Source organism: Skermanella aerolata KACC 11604, from assembly GCF_000936425.1.
In the GTDB taxonomy this organism is placed as follows: domain Bacteria; phylum Pseudomonadota; class Alphaproteobacteria; order Azospirillales; family Azospirillaceae; genus Skermanella; species Skermanella aerolata.
Genome location: NZ_AVFK01000040.1, coordinates 1 through 21,748, shown reverse-complemented (window position 1 = coordinate 21,748; position 21,748 = coordinate 1). Strand labels below are relative to the sequence as shown.

The following is a 21,748-nucleotide window of genomic DNA, read 5'->3' as shown; positions in this document are numbered from 1 at the left end:
GGCTCCATCCCGCAAGATGGAACCCCCGCTTCTTCAGCCCTGACGATTGGAGATCAGGAAATCGGCCGAGGCCGGACCCGATCTGGATCAGAACTTGTACTTGACGCGCAGGTAGCCGACATGACCGTCGCTGGAGTCGGTGCCCTGGTAATCGTAGTTGCCCGAGATCGACAGCTTGTCGTTCGACAGGAAGGTCAGGCCGAGACCGACATTGTAGATGTTCTGGCTCGGCTTGGCGCCACGGATCGTCGAAGACAGTTCCGGAAGGTTGACCATGCTGAACGGCGTGGTCGGAGCGTCGTCGTTGAACTCACGCGTGTAGCCGACGCGCAGTTCCGGGATCAGGCGACCACCCTCGACCGCGACCGGGTAGGCGATCTTCAACCCGATACCACCCAGGACCGAGGTCGTGTCCGAGGCAGACATGTTGACACCGTTCGAGCCGCTTTCCTTGTAGGAGTCCGTCTCTGAGTAGGTGTACTGCATGAACAGGTTCGGGGTCAGATCGACGCCGTTGAAGGTCTTGGTCAACCCGCCGCTGATACGAGCGCGATACGACGACGAGTCGTAGTCGGCCGTCAGATTCTCGATCGAGCTGAAGCCGCTCGAAGCCTGGACAACGCTGAACTTCCGGGTCTGGTCGTTCTGGTTGAAGCCGTAGCCCAGCTGGACATCGACGAACCAGGGAGCCGGGTTATAGCTGGCGTACAGAGTGACCTGATAGCTGTCGATTTCCGAGGTATCGCCGAGGGAAGCGTTCTTCCCGTCGAGATCGGTGTTGGCGTAACCGACGGCCAGACCGACACGAAGGTTGTCGGCAACCACCGTATCCGCACCGATCGTGATGCCACGGCTGTCGGCCTTATAGCCCGAAACGCCGTCCTTCAGGTCCTGCGTGAAGGTGGACAGGTAGGGCAGCGCCCACAGCTCGATGCCACGGCCGACCATGTCACCGGCGGCCATACCAGTCTGGCTGTCCGCGCCGCGCAGCGAAGCGACACGGTTGCTGATGGTGGAGGACGAGGAGGCGCCGATGGAGTTCGTCACCCCGGCGCTGGTCGCCGAGATGCTGAAGGACGGGGTCAGTTCCTGAACGAACTGGCTGACGATGTCGTTGACCTGAGCCTGCGTCAGCGTAACCGTCGTGCCGTTGATCGTCGTGGTCGAACCCTGGAGGATCGACAGGATGCTGCCGAGAGACGACGTCGCGCCGACCGTGTTGATACGACCCTGAATGCCGCCCGCACTGTCGACCAGGGTGCCGAGCGCCCTTTCCAAGGCGACGACGGACTGGCCGACGGACGGATCGCCGCCGGTAGAGATCGCGCCGGACTTGAGGCCGTTGATGGCCTGCTGGGCCGGAGCGTCGGCAGCAAGACCGAATTCACGGGTAAGGTTCAGCAAGTTGCCCGACTTGGATACGACGAACTTCTCAAGCGTGTTCGTGTTGTCCAGCTTGACGTCGGTGGCGGTAAGCGTGCCGGCCGACTCCAGCACCGTGAAGGATGTGCCCGGTGCGACGGGGAGCGTCCGCGAGGTCTTGGTATCGGGAGCGATCTGGCCCTTGACGTCGGCAGTCCCGGAAACCGACAGCGAGCCGTTGGCTGCATCGGTGATCGTCAGCGCGAGGGTGCCGGTCTGGACGTAGTTGCCGGTGATCGTCTGCTTGGACGAACCGACGTTCAGCGTGCCCGCGTTCGTCACCGTCGTCGCGGCGATCGAAGCGGACTGCTTGACCGTGGCGCCGGACTTGATGTTGAAGGCGGAGGCCCCCGTCACGGCCTGGGCCAGCGTCGTCGTGCCGCTGTTGGCGTTGATCGTGCCGATGCCGACGAACTGGCCGGCTGTCGTGAACGAACCCGAGCCGAGGTTGAAGTTGACGATATCCTTCGAGTCGCCGGTGACGTTGCCGGTGATCTTGCCGCCGGTGACGTTCAGCGTGTCGGTGCCCGTGCCGAACAGGATCTGGCCGACGATGGTGCCGGCGTTGTTGATCGTCAGGTTGGCCGAGCTGAGCGACGCGTCGATCGCCTTGCCCGATCCATCGGCGGGACCGCCCTGGATCAAGCCGGTCGACGTGTTGGTGATGCCGTCGGTGATCTCGCCCTTGGCGCCGAGATAGATCGCCGTGCCGGTCTCGGAGATGATCTTGCCGCTGTTGGTGATGCTGCGCATCGATCCGTAGACCGAGATCGCATTACCGCTGTCGGAGGAGATCACGCCGCCATTTTCGTTGGTGATCGTCGAGCCGCCTGCATCGCCATTGGCTACGTCGGTCGCCACGATGATGCCGTCGGCGCCGCCGGTGCCCTTGATGGCGCCGGTGGAGCGATTGATGATGTCGGCGCGGCTGTTCAGGTAGATCGCAGCGACGTCACGGGCAGTGTTGCCCGCCGTCTTGCTGGCTTCGATCGTACCGTAGTTGTCGATCTTCGTCGCGGCGGAGGCAACGCCGGTGACGACGATTGCGGAAGCATTGGCCAGACCGCGGATCGTTCCCCTGTTCTCGACCGTGCCGCCGCCGATCAGCTCGATCGCCACGGGAGCGCTTGGGGTGCCGACGATGGTGTCCGACGCGGCGATGTTCGACGTCGTCCGGACCGTGGCCACCGCCGTAACCGATCTGACTTCCGCGAAAGCGCTGCCGACACCCGAGAATACCGCGGTAAACGCGAATACCGACGTAGTTGCAAGCAGTACCGCCTGCTTCCTTTGGCGTTTGTTAATCAACATAAATTAGCCCCCTGCGGCGAATGCGGCAAAGCTCTGAAAATTTCGAACTGCGTATCGAAAGGAGTAAACATTCAAAAGAGAGCTTGCAAGGGTTTATATGTCCCATGGCGTGCGACATCGCACAACCGGGCAAATTTGTGACTTTCACGTCACTCGATATGGTAGAGTCCAGTAATAGAAACTCTCTTTTAACCTAGGAGCGTCACCGCCTCGGCCGCCCCGGACGGCAGCCTGCATCAGCGTTAAGGTAAAGTTTATTTCTCGCGCTGATAGTACCGCGCTGTCTGTGGTGTTAACCGGCGTGCAGCCGGTCCATCACCCATCTCGGGTTCAGGAAGTTATCGGAAGCTCCGGAAGACACAGGCTTTCCGGACTGCCGACGGTACTTCCGCATCAAGAGGGTTGCCGGTTGTCCAGTAAGCTGCAAGCCATCGATACACCAGCGGCCGAACCGGCGGAGGATGACGAGGCGCTACGTGGGAGACTTGTGGCGACACGTTCCGGCGACAGGACCGAAGGCATCCTGGCCGCGTTCGGCGGCACGATCATCTGCCTGTCCTTCTTCATATTCGTTCCGGCGCTGCAACCCTTGGCATTCGGCATCTGGTACCAGTCGGAACCGGTGATCGCCGCCCTGTTCGCCTGCGGCGGAGCCGCGACCATATGTCTCGCCGCCATGACGATGCTCGGCTATCCCGTGTCAGGTGCCCTGACGCACCCGCTGACGCTGGTTACCGGCGCTCTCGCACTCTGGTCCGCCATCGCCTCGCTGGCGGTGCCGCTTCCGGCGCGCTCGCTGATCGGTCCGCCCCAAACGGGGGAAGGAGTGCTGTGGCAGGTGGCGCTTACCGCCTTGACGGCATTGACGCTGGCGGTCTGGCAGAAGCGCCTAGTCCGCCGGGCGATCGTCGTGTCGGCCGCGGTTTCCGGCGCGATCCTCATGGGACTGAACATCAGCGAGCCGATCGGCTCTCCCTGGCGTCCGGTGTACTGGCCCGAATTCGCGGCGATCCTCGGCCTGTTCCTGATCGCCATCGTGACAAGCGACACCTCGCTTCGCTGGCCGCCGGCGGTCGCTCGGCTGCTCGCCCCCCTGCCGCCGGCCCGGCGCCTGTGCGCAAGCCCCGAGGGATTGCGGGTTGCGGCGGCACTGCTGCTGGGCGGCGCCATCGTCGTGACGTCCTCCAACAAGACGGCGATCGGCATCTTCGCGCTGGTCATTCCCGGCTTGACCGCGCTTTCCTGGCTGACCGGAACAGGGAAGATCTGGCGAGCGGCGACGGTAGCCGCGGCATCCGCCATCATCTTCGCCGTCCCTGCCGGGATGTACTGGCTCGGTAAATCGTACAGCCTCGAATCGCCCCTTTCGCGGTGGGAAATGATTCGCGTGGCGCTGGAGGCGCTGCGCGCCGACCCATGGCTGCTGCTGCACGGATCGGGATGGGGCTCGTACAACGATATCCTCTACCGGTTCCTCGAACATGTCCGCGACATCCGCGTGGACAGCGAGACATGGCAACCCAGCCTGGACATCATGGGCGGCGGGGCCTTCCACACCCATAACTCGTACCTGGAAGCGACGATCTCGACCGGCTTGCCGGGCGGCCTGCTGCTGCTGGCGCTTCCGGTCACCGCTATCCTGTGCGCCCGCCGCCGGTCCCACGTGGTCCTGTGCGCCGTCTGGGTCGTCGTGGCGGGCCTGCTCGCGGCCTGGTTCACCCTGCCGGAAGCGGTTCCCTTCCAGGCGGCGGCACTGGCGGCGACCGCCGGCGGCCTGCCCCGCACATCCCGGAGCCGCGACGGGCACTCGCCCGCGAACCACTACAAGCGCTTCCTCCATGCGGGAGTGGCGGCGCTTGCCGGGCTGGTGCTGGTGACCGCATCCGTGATGACCGTGCGGCTGGCCCTCGATGCCCAGCGCGTCCTCGCGAACATGCGGACCGGCGGTGCCGTCGACCGGTCGCTGCCGCCCTGGCTGCTGTCCGACCATGGGCAGGGCGGCATGCATCTCTGGTGGCTGACGCTGGACCTGACCAACCGTCTGGCGGCCAAGGGCAGGACCGGCGCCGCGTTCACCGCGAGCGAAGTCTACTGGTTCGAAGCCCTGATGCGGGCCGTCGACCGGCATGTCGCGGAGCTTCCCTCCAGTATCCGGCTGAAGTCGCTGACGGTGATCATGCGCGACGAGCTGGCGACGGAAATGGGCGACCCTCAGTTCGACCGGCTGCGCGAGTGGGAGATCCCCACCTGGAGCCAGAAGGTCATGATGCTGCGGCAGGAGATGCCGGAGCGGACCGACCTCGCGGCTCCCTTCCTCGGCACGCTCGTTCAGTCGCAGAACACCGCCGTCGCGATCAATTTCGGCAACGAACTGCTGCTCCGCAACCCCAACGACCCGGTAGCGCTGTGGTTCACCGGCATCGCGATGGCGCCCACGGCCGAATGGGGCAACCTGGGTCAGGCCCGCATGTTGCGGGCGGTGGACGCCGGCATCGAGCGGCTGATTCCCCTGGCCCCCGATGTCCGGAAGATGCTCCATGACCTTCGTCGCGATTGATCCACCCCGGCGGATCGATCCGCCTGGACGGACCGGTCCCATGGTGCGCGTCCTTGCCGCCGCCATGCTCGGCATGCTGGTCCTGCTCCATCTTGCGGGATGCACCGCGACTCCGGCGGAGCGCAGTTCCTCGGCGGGAGAGATCGCAAGCCGGGGCGGATTGTCCAGGGGCACCCTGCGCAGCCGGGGATTCGCCCTGACGACATGGTCGCGCTTCGCTCCGCCGGGGGAGGCTTCGAGCGCCTACGATGTGGACGTCTATATAGAAGGTGACGGCTACGCGTGGGAAACCACCACCGATCCTTCCAGCGACCCGACGCCGCTGAACCCGGTCGCCCTGCGTCTGGCGGCAGCGGACAGGGCCCCTAGCGTCCTGTATCTGGCGCGTCCCTGCCAGTTCCGCCCGACCGGTACCCGCGACTCGTGCGGCGTTCCGTTCTGGACCTCCCAGCGGTTCGCCGAATCGGTGGTCGCCTCGCTGGACGAAGCGATCGACCGCACTCTTCCCCCCTCTACCCGGCGGCGGCTCACGCTGATCGGCTACTCCGGCGGCGGCGGTCTCGCCGTTCTGCTGGCCGCGCGCCGTTCCGACGTCGCGGCGGTCGTCACGGTCGCCGGCAACGTCGCGCATGGCGTCTGGACATCACATCACCGGGTCTCTCCGCTCCTGGGATCTCTCGACCCGATCGATTCGGCTGCACGTCTGGCTGCCGTTCCCCAGCTTCATCTCGTCGGGGCGAACGACAGGATCGTGCCGCGGCTGATCGCCGATTCCTTCGCCAGGCGGTCTCCGCCCGGCGGCTGCATCCGCATCGTCACGATCGCCGGCGCTTCCCACGACTCGGGGTGGCTCGAAAACTGGCCGGCCCTGCTGGATCGGATCCCGGCATGCCCAGGCGCGGACGGCCCTGCGGCAGCACCCGTCCCTGCGCGTTGATCCCTCCAAACCGATGGCACCTTAGAAAGCAATGTTATGAAGCACTGGATGATTTGGACAGCCGGCCTGAGCGTTGCGTTCGGCATCGCCGCCGCGCCGGTGGCCGCCGCCGATAAGGTGGCGTCCAGACCAGCGGTATCGAAGCCGGCCAATCCGACCGAGGACTGGTCGATCACGGCGGTTAATAAGGATAGCGGCGGTTTCGACTACTGCGCCGCCGGAACGCGGTTCGACAATGGACATGCCCTGCTGATCGCCCGGAACAAGGCCGGTGAAGTCATCGTCCTCGTCGGACTCGCATCCGACAAGCTCAAGACGAAATCGGTCCTGCCGACCAGATTGACGATCGACGGCAAGGAGACGCGGCAGAGCTCGGGCTTGGTCACCCGCCCGTCGGCCATGGCGATCACGATGGGCAAGGACCAGGGCTTCTTCGAGTCGCTGCGGCGGGGCAGCACGCTCGCGGTCGACAATCCGGAACTGAAGATAACGGTCAATCTGCGCGGAAGCGGCAGGGCGCTGGCCGACCTCACTACCTGCGTCGACAGCGACGGCGGCTCGGTAGCTAAGGTCCAGCCAGCCGCCGCACCGCCGATCCTGCCTCTCGCGACGCCTGCCCCAGCTTCTGCTCCAACGCCTGCCCAAACGCCTGCCCCGACTCCGGCGCCGATGATGTCGGCGACTCCGGAACCGGCAGCCGACCCGGTTCCGCCGGCGGCGGAGATCGAAATCCTGCCAGATCCCTCGCTGGCCCCGATGCAGCTCGCGGCGCTGCCGCGCACGGCCGCCCCGCTACCCGCCGAATCGGCCGCGACACCCGCGCCGGTGCCGGCACCGTCAGCCGCACCGGCTGTCAATCCCATCATCGGGCCGGCACTGCCGGACGCGCTCGTCAGCCTGCTGTCGGCGGCCGGCATGGCCGGCATCGTGCCGGTGTCGATGGAGCGGGTCGCCCCGGATCAGCGCCCGGCGACATTCGCCTGGAAATACGGGCCGGTGTTCGGCGGCATCCGGGAGATCAGCATCATCGACAACCGCAGCCTCGTGGAACTGACTGATTCCTATGTGGATGTGCTGAGAAACAGCTGCTCCGGCAAGTTCAGCTCGTCCCTGGGGCCGGTCGAAAACCTGCGCGAGATCACTCTGCGGACCGGTGAAGCCGCCTGCGCGACGCCGGATCGCACGACCGAGTTCCGGCACCTCTACTACATCAACAAGGCGCGCATCTTCACGACGTTCATCCATGAAAGCGACAGCACCGGAAAGGCGATGGCGGTCACCGCACGCGACCAGCTGGCCGCCGTGATCCGGCAGCTCGCGACCGCCGGTACCGTCACCCGCTGATATCATGGACTCGCAGGTGCGCGACCGCTTCCAGGCGGTCACGCACCTTCAGGCGACGACGCGGGTGCGCCAGTAGTCGAGAACGGAGCGGAGAGTATCTTCGATATCCCGCCGCGGCTGCCAGCCGAGCAAGGCATGCGCCCGGCTGCTGTCACCGACCACCAGGGGAGTATCGCTGGGCCGGAAGCGCGCCGGGTCCGGCGTCACCTCGATCCGCGTATCCGACATCGCCAGCAGGCTGTCGAGCATGTCGCCGATCCGGCGGGGTTGGCCCGACGCCAGGTTCATCACGCATCCCACGGGCAGGTCGTCGGCCCGCAGCACCGCGGCGACATAGGCATCGACGACGTCGTGGACATCCAGGAAATCGCGCATGGCGTCCAGCGACCCTACCCGAATCGCCGGCTCGCTCAGCCCCCGCTCGATCCGGGCGATCTGCGCCGCGAAGGACGGTATCGCGAAGTCCTCGCTCTGTCCCGGACCCGTGTGGTTGAACGGCCGCAGCCTTATGGCCTTCAGTCCTTGCCGGGCCATCTGCCCCAGCATCAGGTCGGCCGCGGCCTTGCTGCTGGCATAGGGGTTGACCGGCTGGAGTTCCGACGACTCGTCGAGCGGCAGGCCGGCCTTGAAGCTGGCGCCGTAGATCTCGGAACTGCCGCTGAAGACGATCCGGCATTCCGGACACTCCGCCCGCACCGAGAGGGCGATGTTGAGAGTGCCGTTCAGGTTGACGTTCCAGGTCATGCGCGGATCGCGGGTCGCCGCCGTAACGGCGGCGATCGCGGCAAGATGCACGACATGAGTCGGCCGCTCGGCCCTGAGGACGCCGCTCACCTGGACATCGTCGGTCACGTCCAGCCCGACGGCGCGGACGCCGATGCGGGTAGCGACGCCTTCGCCTTGCACCGGGGCGCTTGCCGTCGCCTTGGAATAGCCGGCGACGATCTCGCTTCCCGGAGCCAGTACCTTGTCCAAGGCGGCGATCAGGTGATGGCCGACGAAGCCGCCGGCCCCCGTCACCAGCACTTTCAGGGGCATGTCCTTCAGGGCCACGACCATTCCTACTGCATGTTTCGGCGGACACGCTGAAGATCGACGTCGACCATTTCCTGGATCATGGATTCCAGGCTGATCTCCGCCACCCAGCCGAACTTTTCCTTCGCCTTGGTGGCATCCCCCAGGAGGACGTCGACTTCGGCCGGGCGGAACAGGTCCGGGCAGATCACGATATGGTCGTCCGGGTTCAGGCCGACATACTCGAAGGCGATCCGGCACATGTCGCGCACGGTCGTCGTGCGGCCCGTCGCGATGACGTAGTCGTCCGGCACTTCCTGCTGAAGCATCAGCCACATCGCGCGGACGTAGTCCTTGGAATGGCCCCAGTCGCGCTTGGCGTCGATGTTGCCGAGACGCAGTTCCTTCTCAAGCCCCAGCTTGATACGGGCGACGCCGTCGGTCACCTTGCGGGTGACGAACTCGATGCCCCGCAGCGGCGATTCATGGTTGAACAGGATGCCGCTGCTGGCATGAAGACCGAAGCTCTCGCGGTAGTTGACCGTCATCCAGTGAGCGTAGAGCTTGGCAGCGGCATAGGGCGAGCGCGGGTAGAACGGCGTCTTCTCGCTCTGCACCGGCTCCTGGATCAAGCCGTACATCTCGGACGAGGATGCCTGGTAGAAACGGGCGGTCGGGCATTCCAGCCGGACGGCCTCCAGGATGTTGGCGGCGCCGAGTCCGGTCACCGTTCCGGTCAGGAGCGGCTGCTGCCAGGACGACTTGACGAAGGACTGCGCGGCAAGGTTGTATACCTCGTCCGGCTTTACTTCCTTCAGTGTCCTGATGAGACCGGAAAGGTCGGTCAGGTTACCGTCGACGAACTTGATCTGTTTCTCGATCCCAAGCCACCGCAGGCGCGCATCGACCACATCGGCCGAACTGCTCCGCCGCAGCATGCCGTACACTTCATACCCTTGCTTGAGCAGAAGTTCAGAAAGATAGGCTCCGTCCTGTCCGGTCACACCAGTAACCAAAGCGCGCTTCATTACTCTTCCCCTTGCTCACAAAGGCACTGTCCATGGGAGGCGTTTAAACAATCCATATCGCCGAGAATCAGCAAGATCATTTTCCAGCGCCGCGTATCGTATTCCTGTTCATGGGTCAATGTCATACCGTCCGAACAATATCAAGGCACCGGGATCAGGCAGGCCGGCCAAAAAGAACCCGGCCGAAACCGCATCGGGTGCGGCGACCAGCCGTGTTCATTGGCTGCGAAGCCGACGGACACTATCGGTTTGCGACTTGCCGACGATAGCCGATTTCGGATGCTCGAAAAAGGCGAGTGCGACAATAAAAATATCGCTTCGGCCACCGGACGCATCATACGTCCGGCTGTGCGAGAAAGTACCATCAGGCCTGCCTCGACAATCGCGGCGGCTCAAGCGTCTCCTCCGGATCCGAAGCCTCGACGTCGGCGGTGAAGGCGCCGGCGATTCCGGCCTCGGCGATTTTCCCGTCGCCGGCCTGTTCCTCCGCCATCTCGGTCTCGGCGCGCTCCTCCTCGGCCTGCCCCGGAACCCAGGTGGCATCCCAGCTTCCATGCAGCACGACGTCGACCAGCCGCTCGGCGGAACCGGCCCAGGTAAGCCACGGCATGGCGCCCGAATCCGCGACCTCGCCCCGCTCGTGACGGTCGATCCAGGCCGACAGCGCCGAAGCGAAGTCGCTTCCGCCCGAGCCTGAGAAATAGGCCGCGTGCTCCCCGGCGATCTCGCGGAACACGAGGATGTCGCGCGCCAGGATCGGCAGCCCATGCTTGGCGGCTTCGATCAGCGGCAGCCCGAAGCCTTCGTCCTGCGACATGGCGAGCAACGCCGTGCAGTTCTCGTAGAGGGCGTTGAGATCGGCGTCCGATGCCTTGCCGAGCCAGTGGAGCCGCTTGCCCGCCTCCGCGTGGTTGCGCATCCGCTCGGCCAGCTCGTCGACCATCCAGCCCTGCTTGCCGACCAGGACGAGGTCGATGTCCTTGCCGGCGGCCCAAAGCTCCTCGAAGGCGGCAAGGCACTGGGCATGGCCCTTGCGGGGCTCGACCGTGCCGACAACCAGGAACTTGCGGGTAGGCCGCTTCAGCAGGGCCTTCACCTCGTCCGACGCCTCGCCGGCCCCGGTATCGATGTCGCCGCCGAGATGGAAGTGCCCGACGCGCAGCGGCGTGAACCGGCTGACTTCCAGTTGCCGTACATAGGACAGGAACTGCTGCGCCACCGAGCGCGATATGCAGATAAGACCGTCGGCCTCTGACGCGATCGCCTGAAGCCAGGTGCGGAACAGCGGGAACGGCGGGAACCACTCCGGCCGCAGGACCGGAAGCAGGTCGTAGACGACGTAGAAGACGCGCACGCCCCGGTTCCGCAGCCGGCGATTGACCTCGCGCCGCCCCTCGATCTGGTGCGCCACCAGGTCCAGGCCCAGCAGCACGTCGCCCGGCCGCGTGTCGATCAGGTCGTCCTGGAAAGCCGGCCCGGAATACCCGATCAGCTTCGCCGTCAGGGCACGGGCATACCGGAAGACGCCTGTGCCGTCGTCGTACACCGGCTCGACCCGGAACCCGGCCGGCGGTTTCTCCAGCAGCTTGATCGCGATGTTCTTGGTCACCCGCTGGATGCCGGTCCCGGCATCGCGCTGCACGAGTTCCGACACGTCGATCAGGAACTGGCGGGTTTCGGTCGCCGCAGGCAGGTTTTCGGCCGCGCAGGCCAGCACCTGTTCCCAATCCGCCGGTGCGGGCCGATCCGTCGTCGCGACCGCCAGGATATCGTCGGTCAGCCGGTCCAGCCGCGCTAGACGGGAGTTCGCGGCATGATCTTCCAGGGCGTCGCGGTACAGCTCGGCGATGCGGGACGGGGCCTGATCCTCGCGCCCATAAAGAGGAATGACGCCGGTGGCGAATTCCGCGATCGAACCGTCGCACGGATACTTCGACACGATCTCGCCGGAGTCCTTCGCGCGCAGCCGTTCCACCACGGCGGTCCAGCCGTGGGACCGGTACAACTCCGCAGTCCAGGGCTCCGGCCGGTCGTCCGTTGCCGGCAGGCGCGAGAGTGCGGCGCCGAGGCGACTGTCGTGCAGGGCGACCGTGCCGGGCCAGCGCCGCAGCAGGTCGGGCACCCAGGAGAACAGGTCGGCGTCGTCTCCCAGCTGATAGACCACGCGGTCGTAATGCGCGCCGTTGTCCGCGAACCACTCCGCCGGCCGGATCGGCAGGTTGGACCGGGCGAACCCGTCCTCCACGGTGTCCTGCCGCACGATGCATTCGATGTCGTAGTACCGGGCCAGTTCCGGCAGAACGGCGGACGCGTGGTCGGAGAAGCGGCCGACAGCCGGCTTCAGCGGTCCCACGAAGGCCAGCCGGGGACGCCTCTGCCATGAGACCGGCACGCTCCGGCTTCCTTCGGCCAGCCGCCGGTCGTGCAGCTCCTCGAAGGCGTCCAGCGTCTTGCGGGCGGTGTTCTCCCAGCTGAACAGCTTGGCGCGGGCAAGCCCGTGCCTGCCGAGGTCGTCCCGCAACCCCTCGTCCCCGAGTACCCGCGCCATGGCGCGGGATATCGCGTCCGGCGACCCTGGATCGAACAGCGCGTCGTCGCGGCCGATCACTTCCGGCAGGCTGGTGGAATTGGACGCGATCACCGGGGCGCCGCAGGCCATCGCCTCCAGCGCCGGCAGTCCGAACCCTTCATGCAGCGACGGAAAGACGAAGAGCCGGCAGATCGCGTAGAGTTCCAGCAGGTCTTCGTCCGGGACGTAGCCGGTGATCACGTAGTCGTCGGCGCGAAGACCGGCGCGTCCGGCCGCCGCCCGGAGGCGCGCCAGGTTGTGATCGTCGATCCGGCAGACGATGGCGAGCTTATGGCCGCGGCGCAGATCCGCCGGAAGCTTGGCGAAGGCGGCGAACAGCCCGTCGACGTTCTTATGGGGCTCGATCGTCGCGGTATACAGGATGAACGGCTTGTCCAGGCCGTAGCGCCGCCGCAGCGCCGCCTCGTCCACCGGCTTGACTGGGCGGAACATCGGATCGACCGCCGAGGAGATCGACCGCACCCGGTCCTCCGGCAGTCCCAGCAGTTCGATCCCCTCCCGCCTCGTGTGGTCGGAGATCGCCAGCCACAGGTCGGCTCGCCGCAGCGATGCCAGCTTGCGCTCGTACCAGTCGGCGACGGCGGGGTTGGCGAGATAGACGTCCCGCCGGACCATCGGGATCAGGTCGTACAGCGTGACCGCCGTCGCGATGTCGGTGGAAACCTCGCCGATGGACGTGCTGATATCGTCGCCCAGCCCCTCGAACAGGCTGGTCACATGCACGATGTCGGGCCGCAGCGACTCCAGGAACCGCTCGCGCAGGCGCTCGGCGGCACGGGCGCGCCAGCGGCTGTCGCCGGTGACGAAACCGACATTGCCCGGCTGCGACCACGTGACGATCCGCTCGGCAGGCACCAGCCCGTCGAAATCGGCGCGGACGGAATCGACCGTTTCGGCAAGCGACCCGTTGACGGCGACGATGACTTCGTGACCGGTCGCAAGCTTCGCCAAGTTGCGGGCAAGGGCCAGGGAATAGCGCCCGATGCCGCGAACGCGGCTCGGCGACTGGCGGGACTGCATGTCCAGGACGATACGCATGAAGGGTCTCCCGGTCAGCGCGCGCGCGCCAGGGCGCGCTGAAATGCGGTTTCGACGATGGCTTCGGCCGGCGTCGGGTTCCGCGACGTGATTGCGGGGCCGGTGTTCTCGATCTGCCGGGGCTGCGGAATATGGGCGACCGCCGTCGGCGGGACGCCCGGAGGCGGCGCCACGATGGCGCGCACCCTGCGTTCCAGCGCCGGGCTCCTGACCAGGACGGCGACAGCGGCGCGCTTCAGCATGGGTTGCCTTGCCGACCAGTGGGCGGCGCGGCGGATCAGAGACTCCTCGGGCTGCTTGGCCACTCCCCCGGGGCCGCTACCTCCAAGACCGCTACCCCCAATGCCGCCACCCAGGACCCGGGCGCTCGACTTGACGGCCGTCTTGACCGCCCGGACCGGCGCCGTGAGACGCCAGGACGTGCTGGCGAACATGGAGTCCAGGTTGAGCTTCGCCACCGAGGCCGCATATTCCAGCTCCCCGATCCGGTGGCGCAGCGCCGTTGCTTCGCCGACGGCCGCAGCGACCTGTGCCCCCAGTTGCGCTTCGCGCTCGGCGAACCACGCCTCCCGCTCGGCCGACTTCTCCTTGAATCCCGCCCATGCGCGGAACTCGTCGCGCAGGACGGATATCGCCGTCCGCAGGTCGGCGGCCTCCTCCATCACCCTCATCAGCTCGGTCGTCTGCCCTTCGAAGCCGGCCAGCTGGACCTTCAGTTCGGACAGCCGCGCCTGCAGGTCCTCTTGACGGCGGCGCTGCTCCTCCTCGCTGATTTCCAGGGCGTGCGCCTTAGCCTTCCAGGCCTCGACTTCCGCCCTGACGGCGTCAAGCTCGGCCTTGCGGGCCTCCAGATCGACCCTGTGGGCCTCCTGCTCCTCCGCCAGCTTGGCGGTGAGGATGTTCGCCCGGTCATGCGCCTGCCGGTCGCCGACCCGCATCCAGTCGTCGAACACGTTGGGAGCGCTGCGGAAGGAGGGCATCAGCTCCGGATGCTCCTTCGCGACGTAGAAGCGGTTGAGCCCGTCGAAATAGACGAAGGAATAGTCGCGGTCCGTCAGCAGGTGGTCCCATGTCTCGTGGGTCTGAACCTCGCTCAGGACGGCAGTCGCCTCCACCACGACGATCCAGGGCCGGACATCCGTCAGCGAGACTCCGCGCAGGACGGCGTCTTCCAGGCCCTCGACGTCGATCTTCAGGAAATGGACGTCGCCGGTGACATATTTCCTGAACACCTCGTCCAGCGTCTCGACGGCGACCCGGCGCTTGACGACCTCGTAGCCCGAGGCGCGGTGGTTCTCGGCGATCTTGGGGCTGATCGTGGAAAGCCCCGTCCCCTTGACGTCGTGAAAATCGATGAAGCCCGTCTTGTCCGAAATCGCGACCGGCAGGTTGATATCGTTCGGCCGGGCCGCCAGCAGTTGCTGGTGGAACTCCATGACCGGCTCGATATTGATGCCGCGCCACCCCCGCTCGTAGAAAGCCTTCGTAACCGAATGCTCGTCCGGGCTATTGGCCCCGACATCGACGTAGAAGCCCTCTTCGACATCGCGCAGCGCGCGGTACAGCATGATGTCTTCGTAGTTCTGGGCGTAGGATATGAAGGTCATCGCGACTCGGTGCCTGGGTGACTCGGTGCTAGATGGCTCGGCATCTGGAGGACTCGGTATCTGGATGGACCGGGGCGGCGCCCGATACGAGGGCGCTTCAGGCGTCGCTCGAAATCGTCATCCCGGCGCGCTCCTGTTCCGGGTCCTGGACGGTCCCCGGTCCGAGGCCATATGAAAGACGCGCCGGCAGCGGCGTCAGGCCCGCGAAGTCGGGCACGCCGTCGGGCATCACCTGGAACACGACCGCCTGATCGATCCAGTCCAGGTGGCTGCTGTGCAGGGCGTCGTCCACGACGGCGACCGAGACGTTGTAGGACCCGCCACCCAGCCGGAGTTCCACGTCGAAATCGACGTGGAACTGGGCGCCTTTCTCGAAGCGGTCGTTTATCGCCACCTTCTTCAGATGGGTATTGGTCCCGTAGATGTGGTTGCCCAGCCGGTCGCGGATCATGATGCCGACATTGGGCCGGACATCGGGGTCGTTGCAGGTGATGGTCTGCCGGATGCGCGCCATTTCGCCCGTCTTGAAGACGCGGCCCGGCCTGCCGTCCATATCGAGCACCTGGATGGCGGAGATTTCCATCCGGGCATCGCCGCTCCGGGTGGTGACGACGCCGTCGCCCTTGAACTGGCGGATTTCCTCGTCCTTCTTCCGGCGGTTGACCATCGCCTGATAGTAGTCCAGCACCTCGTCGGGCCGGCCGTCGCGGATCATCACCCCATCCTCAAGGATAATGGCGCGGTCGCACAGGTTCTTGATCGCGGTCGGATCGTGGGAAACCAGGAACAGGGTCGTCCCGGCTTCCCGGAAGCGGCGGATGCGGGCCATCGACTTGTGCTGGAAATAGGCGTCGCCGACCGCCAGCGCCTCGTCCACCACCAGGATCTCGGGCCGGACGACGGTGGACGAACTGAAGGCGAGGCGCATCGCCATGCCGGTCGAATACGTCCGCATCGGCTCGTCGAAATACTCGCCCAGCTCGGAGAACTCCTTGATCTCCTCGACCAGCGGCGGGATTTCCTCCGGCGCCAGCCCCAGGAGCTGGCAGCTGATCACCGCGTTCTCGCGCCCGGTGAACTCCGGATGGAATCCCACGCCCAGTTCCAGCAATCCCGCGACCCGGCCGTTGATCGAGACGGTGCCGGTATCCGGGGTCGAGACGCCCAGCACGATCTTCAGCAGCGTGCTCTTGCCGGCGCCGTTGTAGCCGATGATGCCGATCGACTCGCCCGGTTCGGCATCCAGCGAGATCCCCTTCAGGATCCAGTGCTCGTGCCGGCGCCTGATCCTGCCGTTGGTGATCGCCTCCAGGAAGCGATGCCAGTCGCTGTCGAAGGTATGGTATTTCTTGGTGATGTTCCGGATGCTGATCAGGGGCATCAAAGATAGTCCTGAACCGCGCTGTACAGGCGCTTGAAGCAGAAATAGGCAAGCCCGCTCAGCACGGCGGCCAGCACGATATGTCCGATGAAATCGGTCATGTCGGGCATGGTGTTGTTGAGCGTGATGTCGTGGTATCCGACGATGATCCGGGTAAGCGGGTTCCAGGTCGTCACGAAGGACGCGACGGCGGGCGACAGGATCGACATCGGATAGACGATCGGGGTCAGCCAGAACCAGAAGGTCAGGATGATGCCGACCGCTTGGCCGACGTCCCGGAAGAAGACGTTGAGCGTGCCGAGCAGGATGCCGAGCGAGATCGCGATGGTCTGCTGGATGATCAGCAGCGGGATCATGCCGAGCAGCGCCCAGCCCGGAATGCGGCCCGTCACGATCAGCAGCGCCGCGAAGACGGCCATCATGATGACGAACTGGACGCCCTGCGAGATTACGACCACGACCGGCAGCGTGATCTTGGGGAACCCCGCCTTCTTCAGCAGCATCGCGTTCTCGCCGAAGATGTTCAGCGACCGCAGGATCGTGCTGGAGAAGTAGGTCCAGTTGATGATGCCGATGCACAAGTAGATCGCGTACGACATGCTGTCGTCGGAACCCGGCAGCCTGCTCTTCAGGACTTCCACGAACAGCGTCATGTAGAGCAGGATCAGAGCGACGGCGTTCAGCACAGGCCAGAGCCAGCCGAGAACCGAGTTCATCGACTGAAGGCGCATCTCCCGCGTCGCGGCGCTCCAGATGAAGGCGCGATATTGCCACAAAGGAGCCGCAAATGGAACTTTCGCAAACACGGCGCTCATGATAGATGCTGCATTGTAGTCATTTCCTTGACGCGAAGAGACAGCCGCATCCCGACTCCCGTTCCAGCCGACAAACACACCGGCAATTCAACCGCCAATCCACCGTCTTCCTGAAAAACACGGGCGATTAACAACTTTTTATCCAATATTTACTATATAAAGGCGGCGCGAATAGGAGCGGAACAGCATCTCATTGTCAAGGGCGCTCAGGTGCGGCGCACCAGATGCGGCGCCTCCGCATCCATCAGGCGCTTATCCGGTCACGCCGTCTTGCCGTCTCTCGACCCCGCGGTCAGCACAGGGCGGCGTCGGCCATCAGCAAAGCCCCCGAGCGCTCGGCGAAGGCCTTGGGCGAGCAGCGCTCCCGTATCGTCAGGCTCGCGGCACGGCCCAGTTCGGCCGCATGGTCCGGGTCGTCGCGCAGCCGCCGCAGATGCACGGCGGCGTTTTCCGCCGACGGTTCGGCCCAAAGCTGGTCGGCATGGTCATAGCTGCCCTGCGGATCGCGCGCGGGCACCAGGCAGTATGAAACCGGGCACGAGTTGTCGAAATTCATGAAATCGGTGTTGCCCGACCAGTTGGTCGCGACCACCGGCACCCCCCGGCCCATCGCTTCGGCCAGCGGCAGCCCGAACCCTTCCGACCGGTGCAGCAGCATCACCGCATCGCTGGAGGATACCAGCCGGTCCAGTTCGGTTCGGTCCATCGTCCGGTCGAGCACGCTGATGCGCGGGTCGCCGTCGATCAGGGCGGCCAGCTCGGCGTATCCGGCGGAATAGGCTGAAACATGGTGCGTCTTCAGGATGAGCCGCGCGTCGTCCCCGCCCTCGCCGAACGCCAGCTTGAACGCACGCACCGCCGCCAGCGGGTTCTTCCGCGTGAAGCCGGATGCCATGTTGAACGGCGTCAGCACGGTGAAGGGCCGGTCCGCCCGGCGCGGCGCCCGCTCGACCGCCTGCCCGCCGCTTACCGGAACCGGATGGGCAACCACATGGACGGGCCGGTCGGTGTGGCGGCGGAAGGCTTCGGCGGTGAAGCGGCTGGGCACCCAGATCTCGTGGACGTGGTCCAGCGCCGCGATCCAGTCGTCCGGCAGGTCCGGCAATTCCCACGCGAAATAGCCGATGATCCGCTTTCCCTTCAGCGCCGCCCGGCCGAGCATCAGCAGGGCCAGCGGAGCCAGCGGCGCGTTGACGTGCAGGATCACCGTTCCCGGACCGGCCTGCACCGGAAGCCCCTTGTCGACCGGCTCCGCTGGGTCGCCCCCGAGCATGACCTGGCTGACGTCGAAGCCGCGAACATCGAGACCCTGGCTCCGCAACGCCCGGATCGCCAGCCGGGCACCCTCGCCCAGGCCCGTGGCGCTGGAAACCGGCCCGACGATGACGATCGGCTCCGCCGGCGCCGGACCCGGCATGCGGGCGGCGGGTGCCGCCATCCGGGTCGTTCCGAACAGCAGGGAGCGGCGCAGCCCCGTCGGAATGCGGCGCCAGACGGCCCGGGCCGTGTCCCTTGCGGTGTCCTTGGGCGAAAGCGGCATGTGTCTGTCCGCTAGCGGGCGGTGCGCCGCTGCGGCAGGCGGGCCCGCGCCTCACCAGCGGCCTGCGGCACTGCCGCATAGCTCGGCGCCGAGGGGGCCGAGGTGCCAGCGTCCAGCAGCAGCCTGGATATCCGGTCGCCGGCCTCGGACCAGCGGTCCTCGGCATGCTTGGAGATGCCCAGGACGCAGCGGTGATAAAGTCCGGGATCGTCGAGGAACCTGCCGATGGCGTAGGCCAGCGCCTTGTCGTCCACGGAATCGGCTATGAGCCCGTTGATACCCGGAACGATCTGCTCGACCAGCGCGCCGGTCGGCGTCCCGACGACGGGCACGCCCGCCGCCTCGGCCAGCAGCATCACGCCGGACTGGCTCGCCTCGCGGTAGGGCAACACGATCAGGTCGCTCCGCTCCAGGATGCCGGGAAGTTCGTCCTCCGGGATATAGCGGTTTTCCACCGTGACGTCGGCCAGCGCGTCGATCGCGGCGCGATACGGCGTCAGGTCGCCGTCGCCATAGATGGCAAGACTCAGATCCGGATGCGTCCGCTTGAGCTGCCCATAGGCGTTCAGCAGCAGGTCCAGCCCCTTGTACGCGACGATCCGGCCGAAGAACAGCAGACGGCGGGGTAATGGGCGATCGGCCGTTCCGATGCAGCCGCGCCTGGTCGTCGTATCGGTGAACTGGCTGAACGGGCCGCAGGGAGCCACCGTTATGCGGTCCATCGACGCCTGATGGCGTGCTCGCAGGACCCGGCCGACGTGATCGCTCAGCACGACGTATCCGCTTGCCTGCTGAATTTCCCAGTCCAGCCACCACTGGTAAGGCAGGAACCGCTCGCCCGGATGCAGCGTGGCGTCATGTATCGTGACGACATAGCGCGCGCCCGCCCGGCGGATCGCCGGCAGCATGAACGGGTTCCACAAGTGCTGCATTGTGCAGAGCACAAGGTCGATGTCGTGCTCTTCCAGATAGGCTTCGAAGGCGCGGCGGACTTGGCGGAGCCTGGACAACGCCATGACGGCGGAGCCGACGTCGCAATAGGTGTCGATATCCAGACCGGGAAGGTTCAGGGCCTTGAGTTCGGCATACAGATCGCAGTTGCGCGAAATCGACAAGTGGACGTTGAACTCTTCGCGTCTGGAGAGTTCCCGTGCGACTTCCAAGCAGTAATGGGCTCCTCCGCCCCGCCTTCCCCAATACCAGATCAGCAGGTTCTGCTTCCGGCCCTCGGGTGTCTTTCGCTTGTCAGTGCCGACCACTCAATAAGGCCCTCTCTGTCGTCGATTTCAGGGCTGGCCACGGACGGGGGACCTGATGGATACCACCGCGTTCGTGTCAGACTTACCGCATGAACGAATCAGCCGAACAGGAGGCATCACTCTCATAGCTAATGACCTCCCCTGATCTCGTCAATTATCAAAGGGGCTTAGACTCCAGAAACACCCTGCACCATCAGGCTAAGAGCAAAGGCAATATACCTTTTGTATTAACCCGGCGGAGCCTTGCATGCGATCGGCCTCTTCTCATCGCGCCGATCGTCTCCTTACCTCCATCGAGGTCTATCCTCGTCTCGAAGGTACGGAACAGAAGCCCTGTTTTTGCACTCCTGAAGCTTTCGGCGTAGTGAGCGTTCCTTTATGCTCGATACGCGTGAAACCGGAATGTCCGCCGAAAGGCGTGCCGGCGACAGCGTCCCTTTCAGGAACAGCACCGCACCCCGACATATTCCAAAACGCCGTCGGGGCGTTGCGGGTTCCGAAGCTGAAGGCAGGTTCATCGGTGCGGACAACGAAAATTGCGGTGATCGGCTTAGGCTATGTCGGCCTGCCCCTGGCGGTCGAACTCGCCCGCCACTTCCCCACGACCGGCTTCGACATCGACGCCCGCCGGATCGCCGAACTGCGGGACGGCCATGACCGCACGCGGGAAGTCGGACCGGAAGACCTGCGCGGCGGTCCGCTGGCCCTGACCTCCGACCCGGCCCTGCTGCCGGGGCGCCAGTTCTACATCGTTACAGTCCCGACGCCCGTGGACGCCCGGAACCAGCCCGACCTGGGTGCGGTGCTGGCGGCGTGCCGCACCGTCGGCGCCGCGCTGCGCGACAGCGGCAAGTCCGAAGCGGACCCGAAGCCGGTCGTCGTGTTCGAGAGCACGGTCTATCCCGGCGTCACCGACGACATCTGCGGCCCGGCGCTGGAAGAAGCCTCCGGGCTGGTCTGCGGCCGCGACTTCTTCCTGGGATACTCGCCGGAACGCATCAACCCCGGCGACCGCGAGCATACCATCTCGCGGATCGTGAAAGTGGTCGCCGGCCAGACGGCGGAGGTTACGGACAGGCTGGCGGAGATCTACGGCGCGGTCACCAGCGCCGGCGTCTACCGCGCCGCCGGCATCAAGGTGGCCGAGGCCGCCAAGGTGATCGAGAACGCCCAGCGCGACATCAACATCGCCTTCATCAACGAAGTCTCGATGATCTTCGGCCGCCTCGGCATCTCGATCCACGATGTCCTGGAAGCGTCGTCGACCAAGTGGAACTTCCTGAACTTCCGTCCGGGCATGGTCGGCGGCCACTGCATCGGGGTCGATCCGTTCTATCTGGCGCATCTGGCGACCAGCATCGGCCACCGCCCGGAAGTCATTCTGGCCGGCCGGCGGATCAATGAGACGATGCCCGGATACATTGCCGACCAGATCGCCGAGCGCATCGCCGCGGCCGAAGCGCCGGCGGTATCCAGCCGCATCCTGGTCCTGGGCCTGACCTTCAAGGAGAACGTGCCCGACCTGCGGAACTCCAAGGTCGCGTCGCTGGTCAACCGCCTGCGCGACCACGGCTACCGCGTCGACGTACACGACCCACTGGCCGATCCGGCCGAGGCCGCCGAACTCTACGGCCTCACCCTGCGGCCAGGGCTGGAGAATGCCGATCCCTACGACTGCATCGTCGGCGCGGTGCCCCACGACGCCTACCGGACCCTGTCCGCCCCGGCCCTGACCCGCCTGATCCGGCCCGGAGGGCTGGTGGCCGACATCAAGGGCATGTGGCGCGGCCTGACGCTGCCGGAAGGCTACCCGCGCTGGGTCCTGTAGGCACGGCGTGCAGTGTCGGGCAGAAGACATTGGGTTCTTCGTTCTTTTGTGTGCACAGCTTCTGAGGGAAGTTCAGG

13 protein-coding genes are annotated in these 21,748 nt (G+C 65.6%); 4 read left to right on the top strand and 9 right to left on the bottom strand.

The features are described from left to right. Positions 1 to 87: 87 nt before the first annotated feature. Entirely contained in the window at positions 88 to 2,733 is a 2,646-nt protein-coding gene (locus N826_RS30970) for an autotransporter family protein (protein ID WP_084721316.1), read from the bottom strand. A gap of 409 nt (positions 2,734 to 3,142) precedes the next feature. Here N826_RS30970 and N826_RS30965 point away from each other — a divergent pair, with 409 nt between their 5' ends. The 3 genes from N826_RS30965 to N826_RS30955 are packed head-to-tail and all read left to right on the top strand — an operon-like array spanning position 3,143 to position 7,571. Then, the gene (locus tag N826_RS30965; protein WP_147041111.1) at positions 3,143 to 5,290 is read left to right on the top strand and encodes a hypothetical protein; all 2,148 of its coding nucleotides are present in this window, start codon (positions 3,143 to 3,145) and stop codon (positions 5,288 to 5,290) included. Further along, positions 5,271 to 6,227: an alpha/beta fold hydrolase gene (locus tag N826_RS30960; RefSeq protein ID WP_052832340.1), complete on the top strand. Its 957-nt coding sequence runs from the start codon at positions 5,271 to 5,273 to the stop codon at positions 6,225 to 6,227. The genes N826_RS30965 and N826_RS30960 overlap by 20 nt, the downstream gene beginning before the upstream one ends. Before the next feature lie 48 nt (positions 6,228 to 6,275). Further along, positions 6,276 to 7,571: a hypothetical protein gene (locus N826_RS30955; protein WP_044435390.1), complete on the top strand. Its 1,296-nt coding sequence runs from the start codon at positions 6,276 to 6,278 to the stop codon at positions 7,569 to 7,571. A 48-nt stretch (positions 7,572 to 7,619) separates the two neighbouring features. Here the strand turns inward: N826_RS30955 and N826_RS30950 are convergent, their stop codons facing one another. The 8 genes from N826_RS30950 to N826_RS30915 form a co-directional block, all read right to left on the bottom strand. Beyond that, positions 7,620 to 8,624, bottom strand: a complete 1,005-nt coding sequence (locus N826_RS30950; protein WP_244619722.1) for a GDP-mannose 4,6-dehydratase — start codon at positions 8,622 to 8,624, stop codon at positions 7,620 to 7,622. An 8-nt stretch (positions 8,625 to 8,632) separates the two neighbouring features. Continuing rightward, positions 8,633 to 9,613 (bottom strand): GDP-mannose 4,6-dehydratase, encoded by a 981-nt coding sequence (gmd, locus tag N826_RS30945; RefSeq protein WP_044435388.1) that lies wholly within the window; start codon positions 9,611 to 9,613, stop codon positions 8,633 to 8,635. Between the two features lie 364 nt (positions 9,614 to 9,977). Continuing rightward, positions 9,978 to 13,241, bottom strand: coding sequence for a glycosyltransferase family 4 protein (locus tag N826_RS40695; protein WP_052832338.1), 3,264 nt, complete (start codon positions 13,239 to 13,241; stop codon positions 9,978 to 9,980). 14 nt (positions 13,242 to 13,255) lie between these two features. Then, positions 13,256 to 14,848, bottom strand: a complete 1,593-nt coding sequence (locus N826_RS40690; protein ID WP_052832336.1) for an FkbM family methyltransferase — start codon at positions 14,846 to 14,848, stop codon at positions 13,256 to 13,258. A 97-nt stretch (positions 14,849 to 14,945) separates the two neighbouring features. Further along, a complete protein-coding gene (locus tag N826_RS30930) occupies positions 14,946 to 16,229 on the bottom strand; it encodes an ABC transporter ATP-binding protein (RefSeq protein WP_052832334.1) in 1,284 nt (427 codons plus the stop codon). Continuing rightward, complete coding sequence (locus tag N826_RS30925; RefSeq protein ID WP_044435387.1) at positions 16,229 to 17,044, bottom strand: ABC transporter permease; 816 nt, start codon at positions 17,042 to 17,044, stop codon at positions 16,229 to 16,231. The genes N826_RS30930 and N826_RS30925 overlap by 1 nt, the downstream gene beginning before the upstream one ends. Positions 17,045 to 17,336: 292 nt before the next feature. Beyond that, positions 17,337 to 18,584, bottom strand: coding sequence for a glycosyltransferase (locus N826_RS30920; protein WP_052832332.1), 1,248 nt, complete (start codon positions 18,582 to 18,584; stop codon positions 17,337 to 17,339). Between the two features lie 11 nt (positions 18,585 to 18,595). Then, positions 18,596 to 19,843, bottom strand: coding sequence for a glycosyltransferase family 4 protein (locus tag N826_RS30915; RefSeq protein ID WP_044435385.1), 1,248 nt, complete (start codon positions 19,841 to 19,843; stop codon positions 18,596 to 18,598). Between the two features lie 520 nt (positions 19,844 to 20,363). Here N826_RS30915 and N826_RS30910 point away from each other — a divergent pair. Further along, positions 20,364 to 21,671, top strand: coding sequence for a nucleotide sugar dehydrogenase (locus tag N826_RS30910; protein ID WP_244619723.1), 1,308 nt, complete (start codon positions 20,364 to 20,366; stop codon positions 21,669 to 21,671). Positions 21,672 to 21,748: the final 77 nt, after the last annotated feature.